Below are 19,131 nucleotides of genomic sequence, written 5' to 3'. Positions count from 1 at the left end.
TTCTTAGGTAAATAATTTAGGTTGCTAGTGGATTCTATTAATCAAATTTGATAGTGGACAGGTAGTGTGGAAACATTTCCTTCCAGAGTGGCCAATCATGCTGACGATCCTGCCGCACATCAAACCAATGCTGAATATTTTTGCTTTTCAATATCTGATGCAGCTTGATATTGGAATCAAAGCAAATGTCCCAATTGGAGGTACCGAGGACAATCCCCATTTTCCACAATTCCCCATCTTGAAGCCCTGGTAGATATTCAAGCGGACAATTGTAATAAATGTCGTCATGCTGGTATTCATCCATAAAATTCCGGATGTCAAACGCTCCGCTCATACTGAAAAGATGGCTTACGTACCCCGGATGCCTGAAAGCAAAATTGCTGGCATGGTAGCCCCCAAAGCTACATCCTGCTACGACCACCTTTGCCGCAGAGGTGTTGAGTCGGATTCTTTCCACTAGCTCATGACAGATCATTTTGTCATAGGCCACATGATTTTGGATTCGCTCATGAGGATGAATAGACTTATTGTAAAAGCTTTGCCTGTCATTGCTCTCCGGACAAAAAATCTGAATCAATCCTTGCTCCACATACCACTGGGCTGAGGCGATCAATCCCATGTCCTTATTCTCATGAAATGAGCCCATGGATGTGGGAAATATCACCACCGGATAGCCTGCATGTCCGAAAACCAGCATTTCTACATCACGATTGAGGTGCGGGGAGTACCACTTAAAATATTCTTCTTTCATTCCTTCCATTTTAAATTAGATGGTTTGACTAACCATTCTCAAATACTAGTCAAAATTCAGGGAAAAGAAAAAAAGAAAATCGGGAGCCTAACAGAAAGGGTCAGAGCCTTGCCTCTGTAGAATTGGCTTGGGAGTATCCTCTTTGGACTAACCAATATCCCAACCCAACAACGCCAAAGACCAAGAGCACTCCGACAAGGAGCCATTTGGAAGTTGAAAAAAATGAGGCAAACCGTACCAAAGTCACATCTTGGCTTGGGTAGATTTTAAGGATTCTGAGAATCAAAATATTTTCAAAAAAATCCATCAATGAAATGGCAATAGGTAACCAGGAATATTTCCAGCTGTTCCAAATTCGAGACAAAACACCCATGAAAAAAAGGGTATATACCAGCATATAGGGCATGTCCAAAGACCAAACCCCCAAGCGATAAAGATCACGCTGGCCTTGATCCAAATGCCCCAAAGACAAATAGGCTTCCTCAACGGTATAGGCAAATTTCAAATCCAAAGCGTATTCCTTGGGCATGAAATGGGTCAGCAAAAGATTAAAACCGATGAAAATAAGGGCCAATAGGAAAAGATTTTTTCCCTTGCTGAGGAATTCAAAAAGTGTGTTCATAGTCAAAAATTTGCTTGAAAATACAAAACCCACCATTTCCAATCCAAAAATGGTGATGCAAAAAATTGAGATTTACTAAAATTTTTCCTGAAACCACCCCGCATACATGGGGTAATTTCGTGCGGTACGCTCTATCACCTCTCGCATCTCAGGACCGATTTCCTTCACCTTTTTTGCCGGTATGCCTGCATAGATCGTACCGGATTCCACTACTGTCCCGGCCAAAACCACCGCTCCGGCCGCAATCACAGAATCAGAATGAACGATGGCACCATCCATCACGATGGCACCCATACCGATCAATACCCGGTCATGAATTGTACAGCCATGCACCACGGCATTGTGGGCAATAGAAACCTGATTTCCAATGTAGGTTGGAGCTTTTTGATAGGTGCAATGAATCACCACTCCATCCTGAATATTGGTATCATCTCCAATCCGAATCTCATGGACATCTCCTCTGACAACTGCATTAAACCACACCGTGCAATTTTTCCCCATTTTGACATCTCCGACTACAGTAGCATTGGGGGCCAACCAACATCCCTCTCCAAACTCAGGAGATTTGCCCTTTACATCCATCAGTATTGCCATTTTATCTTGTTTTGATCTCTAATGAATCTTTTTCTGGGTGGAAAATTAAAAATTTTGAATCAGTCCTGAACTTTTTTTCCTGAATAGAGTTTACGTGTCTATACATTAAATGTAGAAACCAATCCAACAAAACAATTAACTATGAAAATTACAAAGCAAATTGGCCTCTTCTTAGCCGCTACCATGATCGCGTTCGCTTGTGGCAAACCTGGTGATACGGTAGAAACTACAGACGCCCAGGAAGTAGCTGCAGGCGAAGGTCAAACTCTCAACCTTGATTTGGCATCTACTACCATTTCTTGGACAGGGTATAAGCCAGCAGGAAAGCATTTTGGTAAAATCCCTTCTACAGGAGGAACCTTGACTGTGGCAGGTGATCAAATCACCGGTGGTTCGTTCACCTTTGACATTCCGGGTTTGACGATCGAAGACATGGAGGCAGGTTCTGAATTCCATGGCAAACTTTATGGTCACCTACAATCAGCAGACTTCTTTGATGCTGCCAACTTCCCTACTGCAACATTCGAAATCACTGGTGTAGCGCCTTTCTCTTCTTCAGATGTGATTGCTGACAAGCAAGAATTCTCTTCTGAATTCACTCCTTCCTCTGACAGCTCTCTATCACCCTCCAATCCAACGCATTGGATCAGCGGTAACCTGACCATGAGAGGTACTACCAAAAACATTAAGTTTCCTGCAGCAGTTAGCATTGCAAACGGAACTGTTGCTGCAAAGGCAGGTTTCAACATCGACAGAACCCAGTGGGGATTGATGTATGGTGATGAAGCTGCCGCCACTGACAAAGCTAAAGATCAGTTCATCTACAATACCGTTTCTTTGGTATTGGATGTGACTGCAAAGTAATAACACAACTACCACAATGATTAAAAAGGGGGAATTCAATAGAATTCCTCTTTTTTTGTGTCAAAATGGAAGCGAACAAGACCTTTTACCGGCTCGATATTGCGGATTGGAAGAAAAAACTACTCTATTGGGCAAATGAAAAATTTCCGTTCCTTGCCTGGACGACCGGCAATGGCCACCCCTACCTTAATGGGCCTTTTGGGAATTTCCTTTTTTTGGGCCACAGCGAACTTTCCGAACCTTCGGTCTGGGATTTGCCCGGTTGGAAAGTAGGCATTATCGGATATGACCTTAAAAACCGCATAGAAAATCTCCAAAGTAAAAACCCGGCTTTTTTTGACCTTCCTGATGTGTGCTTTTTTGAACCCGAGTGGAATCTGAAAATTGAAAATGACGGATTCAGTAGCACTCATCCATTTCCTGAACATTGGCTTATCGAAATCAAAAACTTTAAGCTTCCCCACTATTTCCATACTGCCTGTGAGGTTTTTCCCCAAATCTCAAAAGAGGAATACCTTCAACATATTGCGACCATCCAGCAGGAGATTTTGGAAGGAAATACCTATGAGGCAAACTTCTGTCAGGCCTATTTCGGAACATATGAAAATTGGGATCCGATTGCTTCTTTTTTTCACCTCAACCAGTTATCCAACATGCCTTTTGCGGCTCTTTTCAAAGCAAGTAACAAGTGGCTGGTATCGGCATCTCCAGAGCGATTTTTGAAAAAAGAAGGAAAAACATTGATCGCACAGCCCATCAAAGGAACCATCCAAAGATCGAGTGACCCCATTCAGGATAAAATTAACGCGGAATCGCTTAGAAATTCAGAAAAAGAACAAGCCGAAAATCTGATGATTACCGACTTGATGCGAAATGACCTGGCAAGAGTATCAGAGACCGGAAGTGTTCAAGTCAAGGAACTTTTTGGCATCTATCCTCTTCCGCGAGTCTTTCAGATGATCAGTACCATTCACTCAAGGCTGCAACCGAAAGTTTCCTTTCGACAAATCATAGAAGCGACATTCCCTATGGGAAGTATGACCGGGGCACCAAAAATCAGTACGATAAACATCATTGACCGAGAGGAAAGCTTCAAAAGAGGATGGTTTTCAGGTGCTTTTGGATGGATCGACGATGAAGGAGATTTCGACTTTTCGGTGATCATTCGATCTGTAATTGCTGATATGGAGGCAAAAAAACTCTATTTTGGTGTGGGCAGTGCCATCACAGTTGATGCTTCTGTAGAACAGGAATATGAAGAATGTGCACTGAAAGCCCAAGCCATCTTTGAACTACTCCGTGGAAATTAAACCGGTCAACTCCTCTCCTACCCGTAAAATCATTCATGTGGACATGGATGCTTTTTATGCATCGGTGGAGCAGCTTGACCATCCGGAATGGAGGGGAAAACCCTTGGTAGTAGGCGGAAACGAAGCTCGAGGAGTGGTCGCGGCTGCAAGCTATGAAGCAAGAAAATTCGGGATCCACTCTGCTATGTCTTCGGCTTTGGCAGCTAAAAAATGCCCACACTTGATTTTTGCTCGGCCGAGATTTGAGCGATACAAAGAGATTTCGCTTCAAATCCGGGATATTTTCTATGAATACACGGATTTGGTGGAGCCACTTTCCCTGGATGAGGCATTTCTGGATGTGACTGAAAACAAGGTGGGGTTGAAATCCGCTATCCTGATCGCCCGTCAAATCCGGGCAAAAATCAAGGAAAAAACCGGACTCAATGCCTCAGCCGGGGTGAGCTACAACAAGTTTTTGGCGAAAACAGCCTCAGACTTGAACAAGCCCAATGGGCAAGCCGTGATTTTACCGGAGGAGGCTGAAGCGTTTTTGGAAAAGTTGCCGATCGGGAAATTTTTCGGCATCGGAAAAGTCACTGCAGAAAAGATGCAAAAACTGGGCATCCACAATGGCAAAGACCTCAAGGAATATTCCCTTCAGTTTTTGACCAAGAAATTTGGGAAATCGGGATTGCATTATTACAACATCGTGAGAGGCATTCATCTATCAGAAGTTCAACCTCATCGGGTAAGAAAAAGTCTCAGTGCGGAAAACACCTTCGAAAAGGACCTCATTTCCTTGCAAGAAATGGAAGCGCATTTCTATCCCATCTTTGAAGAAGTAGTCCGTCGTATCGAAAAAAGCGGAATCAAAGGACGTACGGTGACGGTTAAAATCAAGTTCTCTGATTTTTCTCAACAAACCCGAAGCAAAACACTGGAGCAATATCCCAACGCGGACCAACTCTGGGAAGTCGGTTTGGAACTACTCCGGCAAGAAGAGATTCCGAAACCTGTCCGACTTTTGGGTCTTGGAATTTCCAACCTGAACCTCACGGAAGAGCAAGTGTATTTTGGGGAGCAACTTAAAATCCCATTTCACATTTCCAACGGAAAAGGCTGAATTAAAAGCTAGCAGATTCTGCCATTTTGTCCGCATTTTCCTAATTTTGCAACCCTATGGATTCTTTATAAGTTTTAGATGAATTCCAGCTCAAACCGAGGATTCCGTTTACCCGAATTAAACCCAACTTCCATTCAATGGACTTGATCAAAGATATCGATATCATCTCTGCCGAAGAGGCACAGGCTTGTGACTATAAGACTACCCCGGACGAAAACACCGGTAAGACCAAAAAACTCTATATCGAAAGCTATGGCTGTCAGATGAATTTCTCTGACTCGGAGATCGTCGCCTCGATCATGAAAGAAAACGGCTACGACACCACTTCTGACTTTGAAAAGGCTGATGTAATCTTCTTGAACACCTGCTCCATCCGGGAAAAAGCAGAGCAAACTGTCCGTAAGCGGCTCAGTCAATTCAACCAGATCAAAAAAGAAAATCCGGACCTGACCATCGGGGTATTGGGATGCATGGCTGAACGCCTGAAAGAAAATCTCCTCAGCGAAGAAAAAATCGTTGATGTGGTCGTCGGACCTGATGCCTATCGTGACCTTCCCAATCTGGTAGCGGTGGCAGAAGAGGGACAAAAGGCGGTAAATACATTTCTGTCCCGTGAGGAGACCTACGCCGACATCGCTCCGGTTCGTCTGAATTCCAACGGAGTTACTGCTTTCATCTCCATCATGCGCGGCTGTGACAACATGTGTTCCTTCTGTGTGGTGCCTTTTACCCGAGGTCGTGAGCGAAGTCGGGATCCGCACTCTATTGTGGCCGAAGCCAAAGATTTGTTTGAAAAAGGCTACAGAGAAGTGACGCTTTTGGGTCAAAACGTGGACTCTTACAAGTGGTCACCTGAAGAAAACAACAAGGCGCGATTGAACAAGAAAGAGGAAGAAGTAAGCCAAGTGGTCAGTTTTGCCCATCTATTGGAAATGGTGGCACAGGTAAGCCCCTACCTTCGGGTTCGTTTTTCCACCTCCCATCCCAAAGACATCACTGACGAAGTACTTCATACCATGAAGAAGTACGACAACATCTGCAAGTACATCCACCTTCCGGTCCAATCCGGAAACAGCCGGGTTTTGGAACTGATGAACCGTACCTATGACCGGGAATGGTACTTGGATAGAGTCCGAGCTATTCGCGAGATCTTGGGTGAGGAATGCGGGATTTCATCCGATATGATTGCAGGATTCTGCACCGAAACTGAGGAAGAACATCAAGACACGCTTTCACTGATGGATATCGTGCAATATGATTTTTCTTACATGTTTTACTATTCGGAAAGACCCGGCACCTTGGCCGCGAAGAAATTTGAAGATGATATTCCTTTAGAGATAAAGAAAAGAAGATTGGCCGAAATCATCGAAAAGCAAAGTCTGCTTTCCAATGAACGAAACAAACTCGATTTGGGCAAAGAACAGCTGATCCTGATCGAAGGAACTGCCAAAAAATCGGATCAACAGCTCAAAGGAAGAAATTCCGCAAACAAAGTGGTCATTATCCCTGCCGGAAAAGCCAAGAAAGGCGATTATGTCAAGGTGAAAATCACAGACTGTTCCCCTGCCACCTTGTTCGGTGAAATATTGGAAATAAATCCAGCCTTAGCATGATCACTCCACAGGAAATTCAAAGTGTCAAACAGCGCTTTGGGATCATCGGCAACAGCCCTCTGCTCAATCATGCCATTCAGGTGGCGATGCAGGCCTCACCTACAGATATGACGGTGCTGATCACCGGAGAAAGTGGTAGCGGAAAGGAAAGTTTTTCCAAAATAATCCATTCACTCTCGCTTCGAAAGCATGGTAAATTCATCGCGATCAACTGTGGGGCGATTCCTGAGGGCACTATAGATTCAGAACTCTTTGGACATGAAAAAGGCTCTTTCACAGGGGCACACGAAGCCCGAAAAGGCTATTTCGAAGTCACGGACGGGGGATCAATTTTTCTGGATGAAATCGGTGAGATGCCTCTTGGCACTCAAGCAAGGCTTCTGCGCGTGCTAGAAAACGGAGAATTCATCAAAGTAGGTTCTTCCAAAGTCCAAAAGACCAATGTACGTGTCATCACAGCCACCAATGTCAATCTGATCAAAGCCGTCGAAAAAGGAAAGTTTCGGGAAGACCTTTATTACCGGCTCAATACGGTACCGATTTTTGTTCCTCCTCTAAGAGAGCGAGGTGAAGATGTGGTACTGCTTTTCCGGAAATTCACCGGAGACTTTTCCGAAAAATACCACGTGAGGCCAATCAGTCTGGACCATGAAGCACAACAGCTGCTCATGAGATACGCTTTTCCGGGAAATATCAGACAGCTTAAAAATATTGCCGAGCAAATTTCCCTTTTGGAAGAAACCCGAGAGGTCAATGCCCAAATCCTATCCAGGTATTTGCCACAAGAAAGTTCCCGTCTTCCCATGGCCATTGGCGCAGGAAGCAGTGAAAGCATTGATTTTTCTGAAAGAGATATTCTTTACAAAGTCCTTTTTGACATGAAAAAGGACATGAATGATCTCAAAAAGCTAGTATTGGAATCTTATCAAAACGGGGGAATCAACTCCTCCATCATGCAAAAGCATCAAGGCCTTTTCGAAGACATCGACTCTGGAATCATTTCCAAAGAGGCGGCAGAGACACCCTCGCCTTATGCCATGCCATTGGTGATAGATTCCAAGAAATCTACCGCATCGGCTGAAGAAGATTATGAGGAGGATGTCATTGAGGACATTGTGCATGAAGAAGATGACAGCTCGCTTTCTCTGGAGCGAAAGGAAAAAGAAATGATCCTCAAAGCGCTGCGAAAACACAACAATAAAAGAAAGTATGCAGCGGGAGATTTGGGGATTTCTGAACGCACCCTATACCGTAAAATCAAGCAGTATGAAATTGAGTAAAAGAATTGTCTTGATGGCGAGCATATTATTGTCCATCCTTTCCGGTTGTTCGATCAAATACAGCTTTACCGGCACCAATATCAATTACGAGTTGGTCAAGACTTTCTCGGTGGAGAATTTTTTCAATGATTCCGGTGGTGGTCCGGCCAACATGGAACAACTCTTTACAGAATCCCTAAAAGAATATTACCAGAGAAACACCCAACTCGAGCTGGTCCGAACCAACGGCGATCTGCAGTTTGCCGGAGCCATTTCCAGGTATTCCCTTTCCCCTCAAGCTGTCGTGTCCAGCGGTGACCCCAATCTCCCGGATCGGGCTGGACAAATGAGATTGACCATCACCGTCGATGTGGAATACGTCAATCTTACCAATGAGGAAGAAAATAAAAAGCAATCTTTTTCCTTTTTCAAAGACTATGATCCACGAAGTGTGACCTTGTTGGATGTGGAAAGTCAGCTGGTGGAAGAAATATTTGAAACGATCATCCAGGATATTTTCACTGCTACTGTAGCCAACTGGTAAAATCCCTATATTGGAATCAAAACCCAAAAGTGTGAACTCGATTCAATTTCTGGAACTCCTCAAAAAATCGGATCAGCTGGATAAAGCTGACTTCCTCCATCTGAAAAAGGTTCAGGAAAACTTTCCCTATTTCCATTTGGCTCACAGTCTTGCTGCCCGCTATGAATTTTTGAGAAATGAAGGCAAAGCAGGCCCTTCTTTAGCTTTGGCAGCATTGACCAGCCCAGATCGTATCTGGCTAAAACAATGGATTGAAAAACCAGTAGCAGAGGTCCAACCCTTGCCTGCCAAAGAAGATTTGTTACCAGAGGATAACCAATCAGACACTAACCCTCAAAAAAGAACCGCCTCGCTCAAAAAGCTAGGAGAACAACTGAAAGGGGGAACTGTGGAGGAAGAGGAAAAAACAGCCCCTAAATCCAAAAGAAGAAAGCCTCCCAAGGATGACCTGATCGAGACTATCAAGCGGAAAGAAAAGCGGGAAATTCTGGACTCGAAAAAAAAGGAACAGATTGATCTGATCAAGGCTTTTAGCAAAAAAGACATCAAATTAGCCACGATCAAAGAAATTGAAGCCAATCAAAATACCGAAAATCTCGCTGACAGCAGCACCAAATTAAATGAACATCTGATATCCGAGACCTTTGCGAAAATTTTGACAAAGCAGGGTAAAAAAGAAATGGCTAGGGAAATTTATGAGAAACTCTCTTTGAAGTTTCCCGATAAAAGGACTTACTTTGCGGACTTAATTCAAAAATTGAAAGATTAACCTTACTTATATGTTTACCTTATTAATCAGTATTATTTTGGTTTTGGCAGTATTGCTTATCCTGGTGATCCTTGGCCAAAATTCAAAAGGTGGAGCCGGAGCGGCTTTCGGAGGCAGTGCCTCTCAAATCATGGGTGTGACCCGAACCGGAAATGTTCTTGAAAAAGCGACTTGGGTTTTAGCCATTGCGATCCTGGTTCTTTCCCTGGCTTCTTCCGCCTTCTACACGACCAGTCAGCCCAACCAGTTTTCTTCTCCAAATATCGAAAGTGCAAAGCAGCAAGTGGTAACACCGGCATTTGGTGATACCCAAAACGCACTACCGGCAGTGGAAACACCCGCAGATTCTACTTCCAATCAATAATAGATTCTCTATCCCAAAGGAGCCCGTTTGAGCAATCAAACGGGCTCTTTTTTTTCCCTAGGAAGCAAGGATTCCACTTTCAACAAATGTTGGAATAAATGCCGTGATCCCGGAATAATCGAAGTTCCAGCCAAATCATTCATTGACTTGCTGAAGCAACAGCCGCTTTCCTACCGGGATCAACGTCTCCTCAATCGGAAACTGATGGGGACTGTGCATTCGCCAAGTGGCAGGATTGGGCAATTCTTTGATTTCTTGGATCAGATGAAGTTTTAGCTTTTCTAAAGTAAGGACAATTGACCGCTGAAAGATCCCAACCAGCCAAAAGGCGACACTTCGGAATTTTTCACCTGCCAATTGGATGAAATTACTCTTGTATCGAAATGCATGGACTTCAGATTGCCTCTCCCGAGTCAGAAAAATATATCCTTCCCGATTGTAGATGGGAAGCAGACCTACCGGCTCAAACTCCACCTGATCCTCTACAAAATCATAAATCACTTTGCCTTCGGCTATTTGATGTTGGATCTTGGGGAGGGCAAATGCCGTGATTTGCGCGATCTCCTCCATGACACATCCATCTTGAACCTTTGGCTCATAGTGTAGCTGTGCCTGCTGTAAGTCGATCCCGTTCAGAGATTTTGGAAAAAGGTTTTTCAGTTCGGTTTTACCTGATTCCAACTCCTCGAGTGTTCGGTGATGTTCGATCAGATCGCTGAGGGTCGGGTAAAGTTTTACTGCTTTAAATTCCTTCTCAGCGGATTGCAGATAAGCCAGAAGCTGATACTTTTTGTATTCAAAATCGATCAGACCTTCAGTAATCCAATTTTTTGGCAATGTTCTCATAGTGAAATAGGTCATCAATGGTATGTCATAAATTACGGAATTCTGACATTTTTTGCTGACATCGGAGAAATTTTGACAGTGCCACATGTCAAAAAAAGAAGGATCGCTAACGGAAAAACCTCACTTTTACAGCCGATTTGTCAGCATTGGCACTTCTCAATCCATTGGCACAGGAAGTGCTAACTGGGGAATAGCATTTTAATCTAACCTTAAACAATACATATCTATGTCAAACGTGAACATCAAACCTCTTGCAGACCGAGTTTTGGTACAGCCTGCAGCTGCTGAAGAGAAAACTGCTTCCGGTCTTTACATCCCGGACACCGCCAAAGAAAAACCTCAAAGAGGAACGGTAGTGGCAGTGGGAAACGGCAAAAAAGATGAGCCATTGACTGTAAAAGTGGGTGACACTGTTTTGTACGGAAAGTATTCCGGCACAGAGCTCAGCGTAGATGGTAGCGACTATCTCATCATGAGAGAATCAGACATTTTCGCAATCCTTTAATCATTCAACAACTAACTGAAAATTTAAAAAAACATGGCTAAACAACTGTTTTTCGATACTAACGCCCGTGATCAATTGAAAAAAGGCGTAGATGCATTGGCAGATGCAGTAAAAGTAACTTTGGGTCCTAAGGGCCGTAATGTCATCATCGACAAAAAATTCGGTGCTCCTACCATCACCAAAGACGGTGTTTCTGTAGCTAAGGAAATCGAATTGAAAGAGCCAATCGAAAACATGGGCGCTCAGCTTGTGAAAGAAGTAGCTTCCAAAACTGCAGACAATGCAGGTGATGGTACTACCACTGCAACGGTATTGGCACAGTCAATTTTCGCAGTAGGTATCAAGAACGTAGCTGCTGGAGCTAACCCTATGGACCTAAAAAGAGGGATTGACAAAGCAGTAGCTGCGGTAGTTAATCAACTGAAAGAAAACTCCAAGCAAATCTCTACTTCCAAGGAAATCGCTCAAGTTGCGACCGTTTCCGCAAATAACGACGAGGAAATCGGTAACATGATTGCTGATGCGATGGACAAAGTAGGCAAAGACGGCGTCATCACGGTAGAAGAAGCAAAAGGTACCGAAACTGAAGTGAAAACTGTGGAAGGTATGCAGTTTGACAGAGGTTACCTTTCTCCCTACTTCGTGACCAACACCGAGAAAATGGAAGCCGAACTGGATCATCCTTTCATTTTGATCTACGACAAGAAGATTTCTTCGATGAAAGAATTGCTTCCTGTTCTTGAGCCAGTGGCTCAGTCTGGCAAGCCGTTGTTGATCATCGCTGAGGATGTAGACGGTGAAGCGTTGGCTACTTTGGTAGTGAACAAAATCAGAGGTGCTTTGAAAGTGGCCGCTGTCAAAGCTCCGGGATTTGGTGACAGAAGAAAAGCAATGTTGGAAGACATCGCTATCCTGACCGGAGGTACCGTAATCTCTGAAGAAAGAGGCTTCAAACTGGAGAATGCTACTCCTGACATGCTCGGTAGAGCCGAAAAGATCAACATCGACAAGGACAATACCACCATCGTAAACGGTGCAGGTGATGCTGCTGCCATCAAAGGCCGAATCGCAGAGATCAAAGCGCAAATCGAAAAAACTACTTCGGACTACGACAGAGAGAAATTGCAGGAAAGACTTGCGAAGCTTTCTGGTGGTGTAGCAATCCTTTACATCGGTGCTGCTACTGAAGTGGAAATGAAAGAAAAGAAAGACCGCGTGGATGATGCTTTGCACGCTACCAGAGCTGCCGTACAAGAAGGTGTGGTAGTAGGCGGTGGTGTTGCTCTTGTAAGAGCTGCCTCAGCCCTTGACAGCCTGAAAGGATCAAACGAAGATCAGGATACAGGTATCAATATCATCAGAACTGCGATCGAATCTCCATTGAGAACTATCGTAAGCAATGCAGGTGGCGAACCTTCTGTCGTGATCAACAAGATCAGAGAAAACAAAGGCAACTTCGGATACAATGCCAGAACTGACGAGTACATGGATCTTTTCGAAGCAGGTGTCATCGACCCAACTAAAGTAACCCGTCTTGCCTTGGAAAACGCTGCTTCTATTGCTGCGTTGTTGTTGACTACCGAATGTGTAGTGGCAGATGTTAAAGAAGACGCTCCGGCTATGCCTCCAATGGGTGGCGGAGGAATGGGTGGCATGATGTAATATCACGCTCAGAATACACTTTATAAAAGGAGGTCTTATCGACCTCCTTTTCTTTTATCTGTTTGATAGTAAGACTTTGCATCCTATCTGAAATAAAAAGGTGATCAAACTTTTTTCTTGCAAATGGAATAATTGTATTTTGGCATACCAACCCATCCCATGTTTGATTTGCTACCTGAATGATCCAATTTGACGCCATTTTTTTAGTGGATGACGATCCAATCAATAATCTAATCAATAAACGACTATTGGGTAAGACTGGTATCAGTGAACAAATACGGGAATTTCTGGGAGGAGAAGAGGCACTTGATGTTTTAAAGGAAGTTTCCTCAGACCACACCCTCCTCATTTTCTTAGACATCAACATGCCGGTCTTAAATGGGTGGGAATTTCTCAACAAATACTTGGAATACTTTCCAAACCGGACAGACAAAATCGTTATACTTTCCAGTTCGATCGATTTTCAAGACCGACAGCGAGCCAGCGAATATCAAATCGTGTCAGGATTTTTAGAGAAACCACTTACCCTCGACAAGATTAAAAATCAAATGGATACTTTTTAATATGGTTGCCCGCTATTGCACCACCTGCCAAATTCTCTTTGTTTAATGGGTCGGAAGAACGATGACCGTAGACCGAAGGATTCTTGATTTCTGCCTTTTTGAGAAATTTCTTAAGCTAGCTAAGCCTACTGGTATGAAAGCGGATATACAGACTTTTTAATTCCCCTGTAACACTTCCGACATCCTATCCCAAAATTGCCGCATCAATAAGTACGGAACCGGCAAATCCCCCGGAGCCCCTCCCATTCTTACAATGACCAACTGTTTGGAAGGAATCACCATTAAAAATTGTCCATTTTTCCCCACAGCAAAAAACATGTCCTCGGGTCCGGAAGGAATCACCGAACCATTCATTGGCTGCTGCATTCCGGGAAGGAGATAGGATTCCTGACCATTTAGCCAAGTAAAAAAACCATAACTTTTGTTTAGTTTTTGGGAGGTTTGGGTGATGGATTTGAAGTACTTTCCTGACCAAATCGAATTTCCTGCCCAATTCCCTTCAGCTAACATCAATAAACCAAACCTTGCAAAAGATCTGGTATCGGAATATAGCATGGTAGGTTGTCCGGATTTTTGCCAAAGTCCTTTCATACCTATTTTATCGCCTATCTTTTCCTTCCAGTAGGATTCATAGCTCTTTCCTGTAGCATTTTCCAGAACTCTCTCCACCAGGAAATGAGATGCAGGATAATAACTCCACCGACTACCGGGTTTTGCAAGAAAGGTTAAGTTCGAAGTAGAAGTATCCCCAAGATTTGATACCTTATCGTTGATCCCAGTGGTGAAAGTTAAATGGTGAATCAGTTGGATGTTTTTTTCCTGTGCATCCGGCATAGCCGACCATCCTATGCCTAGGTACTTCTGAGTTCGGTCTTTAAGGCTCAAAAAACCCTCCTGCTGGGCAATTCCGGTAAGTGCAGCAGTAAGAGTAAAACTTGCCGCATCCCAATACCAGAGCGACTGCTGATCCATTTCTCCTAACCCGGTCAATTTAGAACCCCAGTATTCTTCCAACACGATCCTCCCTCCTTTTAACACAATGAATCCCCTGGTATCTTGGGTAGGAAGCCAAGCCAACAATTCAGCCAATGCTGCCTGATTCCATCCAAGTTCTTGCAATGGAGTCTTTTCCCATTCTGAAGACCCCACCGGAGGAAAATAGAGTCCTTGGACAGATGAAGTACTGCTTTTTTGGGCTATGGCACCTTGGAAAATCAGGAAGGCCCAACTTCCCCAGAGAAACTTGGTCCAGTTGAAAAAGAAAAAAGATTGAAATTGGGCCCTCATAAGTTATTTTCTCAAGGTGTCTTGGATGAATTTTTTTAAATCTGCTCTAAACAGCTTAGCGGACGGTAGATGGGTATACATCATATGCCCCGCTTCATAATAGGTCATGATGATTCGATCGGTAGCAGATTTGGGCAATTCGATATGAGAAATCGAATGTTCTACGCCATGAAACACTGTCGCTAAGTCATAATATCCATTCATAATCAACACCTTAACGTGTGGATCTTTACTTAAAGCTTCAGTCATATCAGGTAAGGTAGTCACTGCGGCATCAGCCCCCCAAAAGTTATTTCCCTGATGCTTCCAGTCCCATCTAAATCCTTCCTTGGAATAAGCTGACGTGGCATACAGCAGATCCTTGCTCACCCCTAGACTGCCGTGGTAGTAATCCAAAAATCCCATGGTGTAGGCAGGAGAAATCGCATCACTCTGAGGGTCCGTAAAAGCTGACATGGACATGGGGTCGATATTGATTCCTTTATAGCGGGAATCCAATCTGCCCACGGTCATTCTTTCGTCACGGAGCAATTCTTGATAGTATTCATTGGCAGTCAATTTCAGATCCGATCTCTCCCAAACCTCTGCCGCAATTCCGGTAAATCCTTCCAATTTTTTGGCAATGGCAGTTTTTTCAGACGCGGATATTCTGTTTCCCTTGAATAAGGCTGGAGCGTATTCATTCTCGGTAAACTCCCTCACCTGCTGGACAAAAGTTGGTAAATCGGGTCCCCGATCCGCCACTTTCTGGTGATACCAACTCGTCGCTGCAATGGTAGGCAAGTACACCACATAGGGAAGATCCTCATTGGGTGCGAAAAACAAGGTCCGTAGGTCAAAAACTGCTGACACCATAATGACTCCATTCAGCGCATAACCTTTTTCCAATAGATAATTCATCACACCGGCATTTCTGAACGTCCCATAGCTTTCTCCCAAAATATATTTTGGGGAATTGAGACGATTATGCTGCTTCAAAAACTGCATGATAAAGAGACTGGTACTCCGAATATCCTGATCCACGCCCCAAAAGTCTGCCCCTTTGGATTCTCCGATCGGGACACTCAATCCAGTTCCGACTGGATCCATCATCACCACATCAGCTATATCGAGAATTGAAAATTCATTGTTGGCCAGTTCATAAGGTGCAGCCTGATTGTAATTGGGATCATTCACCACGATCCTTTTCGGACCCATAATACCCATATGCAACCAATAAGAAGAGGATCCGGGACCACCATTATAGGCAAAAACAATCGGCCTGTTTTTCTCCGGATTCTCTTTAAAATAGGCTGTAAATCCATAGAGAGCGATGGGACGGTTATTCTCATCCCGCAATTCCATCGTTCCTGCCTTTGCGTTGAGGTTAATGACCTTTCCATCAATGGTCACCGATTGCTTGGATTCAAAGACCTGGGCTTTAGGAAGTTGATCCTGATGGCTTTTCTCTTGTGCTATGGTAAATCCATAGAGAAAAAACAATATGAATACTAGTCTTATTTTCATTGATTTATTTAAAGTTATTTAATCTATAAGTTTAAAATGAATATACGGAATCTTGCCAGTAGCATTTCTAAAGGTCAGAAGACCAAGTTAACACCATGTTTTTGGGAATCTTCGGTCTTCGGTCATCGGTCTTCCAGCCCAAAATCAGGGGAATATTCGTCAACTGGCAGAACGGCGTATAATCAGTAAGTTTAATTATATTTCACCTACTGCTTGAATACTTTTCCATCCTTCATGACGAATATTACTTCTTTCATTGCCAATATATCTTGATCAGGGTTTCCGTTGACAGCGATGATATCAGCAATTTTTCCTGCTTCCAAAGTACCTAGTTTATCCTCAATCCCCATCAAAATTGCGGCATTGAGCGTAGCTGATTGAATTGCCTCCAAATTGGGCATTCCTACCTCTGTCATATAAACAAACTCCCGGTAATTTTCTCCATGTGGAAAGACACCTGCATCGGTGCCAAAGGCAATTTTGACTCCCTTTTTATAGGCCTTGGCAAAGGTCTGCTGAATCTGAGCTCCGATCTGCATGGCTTTGTCCCTGACCACTGGCGGATAATAGCCGGGAATCTTGGCATACTCGGCAGCGGACATCCCCGCAGTCACCGTAGGCACCAACCAAGTACCCGACTTCACCATCATATCCATCGTTTCTTCTGTCATCAGGGTTCCGTGCTCGATGGAGTGAATTCCTGCTTTGACTGCTCTTTTCATACCCTCATCTCCATGTGCATGAGCCGCTACATGGATTCCAAAATCGCGGGCTGTTTCTACGACTGCCTCGAGCTCATCTTGTTGGAATTGGGGTGCAGAGCCATCCCGGGCCACGGACAACACACCTCCTGTAGCAGTCACTTTGATCACGTCTGAGCCGTACTTTACTGCCTGCCTCACAGCTTTGCGTGCGTCGTAAGGACCATTAATCACTCCTTGGTCAGGTCCGGGATCACCCATCAATTCTCGTTTGACCCCGTTGGTAGGGTCGGCATGTCCTCCTGTTGGAGCGATGGATTTGCCCGCGGTATAGATTCTCGGACCGACCACAAGTCCATTATTAATGGCATTTCTGAGCGCAATATTGACACCTGACCCACCCATATCACGAACGGTCGTAAAGCCAGACATCAAGGTGATTTGTGCATAAGGGAGCGCTTTGAAGGCGACATCAGCCTCATTGTCCCGAAATCCATCCACGTAGCGGGTTGGGCTGGTTTGACTTTCAATATGTACATGCATATCCATCAAACCTGGCATTACGGTGGAGTTTTTTAAATCGACAATTTGATCTCCTTCGGCAGGAGAACTGTAACCTGAACTTACAGAAATAATTTTGTCTCCCTCAACCAGGATGGTTTGCTCGGTTAAAACCTTTTTGGCCTTGACGTCGATCAGTCTGCCGGCATGGATATACGTTTTTTGAGCATGGACTCCCAGTGAAACCAGAAGGGCCAAGCCCGTGAGGCAAATTTTGTTCATAAAAGATCAGGTATTGGTGGTTTTAAGAAGAAAGATAAAAGAATATTCATAAAAGCTGTTGTTCCGGCTTCAACTGATAGCATCGCTCATGTAATTGAAAACCCAACTTTTGATAAAATCCTTCAGCATCCTCAGCAGAAAAAAGAAAAATACGGGCATTGGGAGCTAGGTCTTTGGCGAAATGAATCAAATTTCTCCCAATTCCCATCCTTTGAAAACCCATAGACACTGCCAAATCGGCAACAAAACTTCGGTAGCAAAAATCTGACAAACCACGAAGGAGTCCGATAAGTTGTTGATCCTGTCGAGCAGTAACCAACAAGTTTGAACCATCGATCATCTTTTGTAAAAGCACCAGGTCTTCCATAGGCCTGCGAACCCCAAGACCTGATTCAGTCAAAATGATGCTATATTCTTCCAGCGAAATTTGAGTTTCAAGTTGGTAAACTATCATTATATTGATTTGGAAAAAGTTAAAAAACAATTGCTATGACAGGTGGTGCAGGATTCAGCAAGCAAGCTTCTCAGACTTTTAAGGATAATCATTCTCTAGGTCAAATCAGGCCAAAAGGGAAACTTCCAAAATCAGCTTTGAGCAGAGAAAATGCCAATCCGGAAGATTTATCCGATTCCATCCAGCATAGAATCCAACAATCTAGACGAATACAAACCGGCAGCATAGTCCTTGGAGCTTTACTGATTGTTTTAGTTCTGTTTTTGATCTTTTTATTCTTAGAATAAGATCAAACTCTATATTAGCTCACTGTCCTGGCCACTACAATTTGGTCATAAACAGAATCATTGGGCTCCCAAAGCTCTATACTATGTCCATCCGGATCGAGAATATGGACAAATTTCCCATATTCAAATGTCTCGATTTCATCGAGAATCTGAACCCCCTCCTTTTTCAGTTCTTCTACGAGTACTTCCAAATTTTCAACTCGGAAATTGACCATAAAGTCTTTTTTGGAGGGGTTGAAATAGGAAGTATCGTCCTTCATTGGCGACCATTGAGAAAAGCCTTTCTTGGAAGGATCATTGCTACTCCTCCATTCGAATGCAGTCCCATAGTTATCTACCTGAAGTCCTAAATGCTTTGCATACCATTGTTTGGTTTGATCGGGATTTTCCACTTTGAAAAATATACCTCCGATACCGGTGACCCTTTTTTTCATTTTCATTGATTTGATCCATGAATATTGAAAAAAAAGTGGAATATCAATTCATTTGAAATCAAGCAATTGACCTAAAAAGGCCATGTCAACACCTAAAATCAAGGAATATTTATTCCCTTTCACGCTTGAAATTCTGAATTTTCCCTAAGTTTGCACCACTTAATCCGAAAGGGAGAAAAAGAATTGAGGGAATTGGTGTAGCTCGGAACAGTGTCCCGATTGGTATCGGGAAGGTCTTGGTCCGAATCCCTCAAACTGCAAATGGCAGTTGAATAAATTTCTTGATTATAAGTTTCGGGGTGTAGCGT

The 19,131-nt window shown here is 43.7% G+C and carries 21 protein-coding genes; 11 read left to right on the top strand and 10 right to left on the bottom strand.

The genetic code is table 11. The features are described 5' to 3' along the window. Nucleotides 1-37: 37 nt before the first annotated feature. From CLV31_RS01860 to CLV31_RS01850, 3 genes are all read right to left on the bottom strand, one after another. Nucleotides 38-751 (bottom strand): esterase family protein, encoded by a 714-nt coding sequence (locus CLV31_RS01860; RefSeq protein ID WP_111391269.1) that lies wholly within the window; start codon nt 749-751, stop codon nt 38-40. Nucleotides 752-851: 100 nt separating this feature from the next. Beyond that, nucleotides 852-1,373, bottom strand: a complete 522-nt coding sequence (locus CLV31_RS01855) for a hypothetical protein (RefSeq protein ID WP_146250851.1) — start codon at nt 1,371-1,373, stop codon at nt 852-854. Nucleotides 1,374-1,448: 75 nt separating this feature from the next. After that, a complete protein-coding gene (locus CLV31_RS01850; protein WP_111391160.1) occupies nt 1,449-1,967 on the bottom strand; it encodes a gamma carbonic anhydrase family protein in 519 nt (172 codons plus the stop codon). Nucleotides 1,968-2,108: 141 nt separating this feature from the next. Here CLV31_RS01850 and CLV31_RS01845 point away from each other — a divergent pair, with 141 nt between their 5' ends. The 8 genes from CLV31_RS01845 to secG all read left to right on the top strand — a co-directional run bounded on the left by CLV31_RS01845 (nt 2,109) and on the right by secG (nt 9,795). After that, nucleotides 2,109-2,831, top strand: coding sequence for a YceI family protein (locus tag CLV31_RS01845; RefSeq protein WP_111391159.1), 723 nt, complete (start codon nt 2,109-2,111; stop codon nt 2,829-2,831). A gap of 65 nt (nt 2,832-2,896) precedes the next feature. Further along, nucleotides 2,897-4,141 carry an anthranilate synthase component I family protein gene (locus tag CLV31_RS01840; protein ID WP_111391158.1) on the top strand — a complete coding sequence of 415 codons (1,245 nt, stop codon included), beginning with the start codon at nt 2,897-2,899 and terminating at the stop codon, nt 4,139-4,141. Next, nucleotides 4,119-5,246, top strand: a complete 1,128-nt coding sequence (gene dinB / locus CLV31_RS01835; RefSeq protein WP_262510262.1) for a DNA polymerase IV — start codon at nt 4,119-4,121, stop codon at nt 5,244-5,246. Before CLV31_RS01840 ends, dinB begins: the two co-directional genes overlap by 23 nt. Nucleotides 5,247-5,383: 137 nt before the next feature. Then, entirely contained in the window at nt 5,384-6,859 is a 1,476-nt protein-coding gene (miaB, locus tag CLV31_RS01830) for a tRNA (N6-isopentenyl adenosine(37)-C2)-methylthiotransferase MiaB (RefSeq protein WP_111391157.1), read from the top strand. After that, the gene (locus CLV31_RS01825) at nt 6,856-8,139 is read left to right on the top strand and encodes a sigma-54 interaction domain-containing protein (protein ID WP_111391156.1); all 1,284 of its coding nucleotides are present in this window, start codon (nt 6,856-6,858) and stop codon (nt 8,137-8,139) included. Before miaB ends, CLV31_RS01825 begins: the two co-directional genes overlap by 4 nt. Then, nucleotides 8,126-8,662: an LPS assembly lipoprotein LptE gene (gene lptE, locus CLV31_RS01820; protein WP_111391155.1), complete on the top strand. Its 537-nt coding sequence runs from the start codon at nt 8,126-8,128 to the stop codon at nt 8,660-8,662. The genes CLV31_RS01825 and lptE overlap by 14 nt, the downstream gene beginning before the upstream one ends. 31 nt (nt 8,663-8,693) lie before the next feature. Next, nucleotides 8,694-9,431, top strand: coding sequence for a hypothetical protein (locus CLV31_RS01815; protein WP_111391267.1), 738 nt, complete (start codon nt 8,694-8,696; stop codon nt 9,429-9,431). A 10-nt stretch (nt 9,432-9,441) separates the two neighbouring features. Continuing rightward, on the top strand, nt 9,442-9,795 hold the full coding sequence (secG, locus tag CLV31_RS01810; RefSeq protein WP_111391154.1) for a preprotein translocase subunit SecG: 354 nt from the start codon (nt 9,442-9,444) through the stop codon (nt 9,793-9,795). A 135-nt stretch (nt 9,796-9,930) separates the two neighbouring features. Here secG and CLV31_RS01805 read toward each other — a convergent pair whose 3' ends face one another. Further along, entirely contained in the window at nt 9,931-10,641 is a 711-nt protein-coding gene (locus tag CLV31_RS01805) for a hypothetical protein (RefSeq protein WP_146250850.1), read from the bottom strand. 226 nt (nt 10,642-10,867) lie between these two features. On the opposite strand from CLV31_RS01805, the gene CLV31_RS01800 reads away from it, so the two are divergent. The 3 genes from CLV31_RS01800 (at nt 10,868) to CLV31_RS01790 (ending at nt 13,371) form a co-directional block, all read left to right on the top strand. Next, nucleotides 10,868-11,146 carry a co-chaperone GroES gene (locus tag CLV31_RS01800; protein WP_111391152.1) on the top strand — a complete coding sequence of 93 codons (279 nt, stop codon included), beginning with the start codon at nt 10,868-10,870 and terminating at the stop codon, nt 11,144-11,146. 33 nt (nt 11,147-11,179) lie between these two features. Next, complete coding sequence (gene groL, locus CLV31_RS01795; RefSeq protein WP_111391151.1) at nt 11,180-12,808, top strand: chaperonin GroEL; 1,629 nt, start codon at nt 11,180-11,182, stop codon at nt 12,806-12,808. 179 nt (nt 12,809-12,987) lie between these two features. After that, nucleotides 12,988-13,371: a response regulator gene (locus tag CLV31_RS01790; protein WP_111391150.1), complete on the top strand. Its 384-nt coding sequence runs from the start codon at nt 12,988-12,990 to the stop codon at nt 13,369-13,371. Nucleotides 13,372-13,527: 156 nt separating this feature from the next. Here the strand turns inward: CLV31_RS01790 and CLV31_RS01785 are convergent, their stop codons facing one another. The 6 genes from CLV31_RS01785 to CLV31_RS21920 all read right to left on the bottom strand — a co-directional run. Then, complete coding sequence (locus CLV31_RS01785; protein WP_111391149.1) at nt 13,528-14,658, bottom strand: serine hydrolase domain-containing protein; 1,131 nt, start codon at nt 14,656-14,658, stop codon at nt 13,528-13,530. 3 nt (nt 14,659-14,661) lie between these two features. Then, nucleotides 14,662-16,164, bottom strand: coding sequence for a S10 family peptidase (locus CLV31_RS01780; protein WP_111391148.1), 1,503 nt, complete (start codon nt 16,162-16,164; stop codon nt 14,662-14,664). Nucleotides 16,165-16,370: 206 nt separating this feature from the next. Then, the gene (locus CLV31_RS01775; protein WP_111391147.1) at nt 16,371-17,648 is read right to left on the bottom strand and encodes a metal-dependent hydrolase family protein; all 1,278 of its coding nucleotides are present in this window, start codon (nt 17,646-17,648) and stop codon (nt 16,371-16,373) included. 46 nt (nt 17,649-17,694) lie between these two features. Beyond that, nucleotides 17,695-18,102 (bottom strand): GNAT family N-acetyltransferase, encoded by a 408-nt coding sequence (locus tag CLV31_RS01770; protein WP_111391146.1) that lies wholly within the window; start codon nt 18,100-18,102, stop codon nt 17,695-17,697. A 301-nt stretch (nt 18,103-18,403) separates the two neighbouring features. After that, the gene (locus CLV31_RS01760; protein ID WP_111391266.1) at nt 18,404-18,823 is read right to left on the bottom strand and encodes a VOC family protein; all 420 of its coding nucleotides are present in this window, start codon (nt 18,821-18,823) and stop codon (nt 18,404-18,406) included. A gap of 119 nt (nt 18,824-18,942) precedes the next feature. After that, the coding region (locus CLV31_RS21920) for a hypothetical protein (RefSeq protein ID WP_220084309.1) at nt 18,943-19,131 on the bottom strand (189 nt) is incomplete at its 5' end.

The organism is Algoriphagus aquaeductus (genome assembly GCF_003253485.1).
GTDB lineage: Bacteria > Bacteroidota > Bacteroidia > Cytophagales > Cyclobacteriaceae > Algoriphagus > Algoriphagus aquaeductus.
Note: the sequence above shows the minus strand (reverse complement) of the source record. Positions and strands in the feature narration are given on the sequence as shown.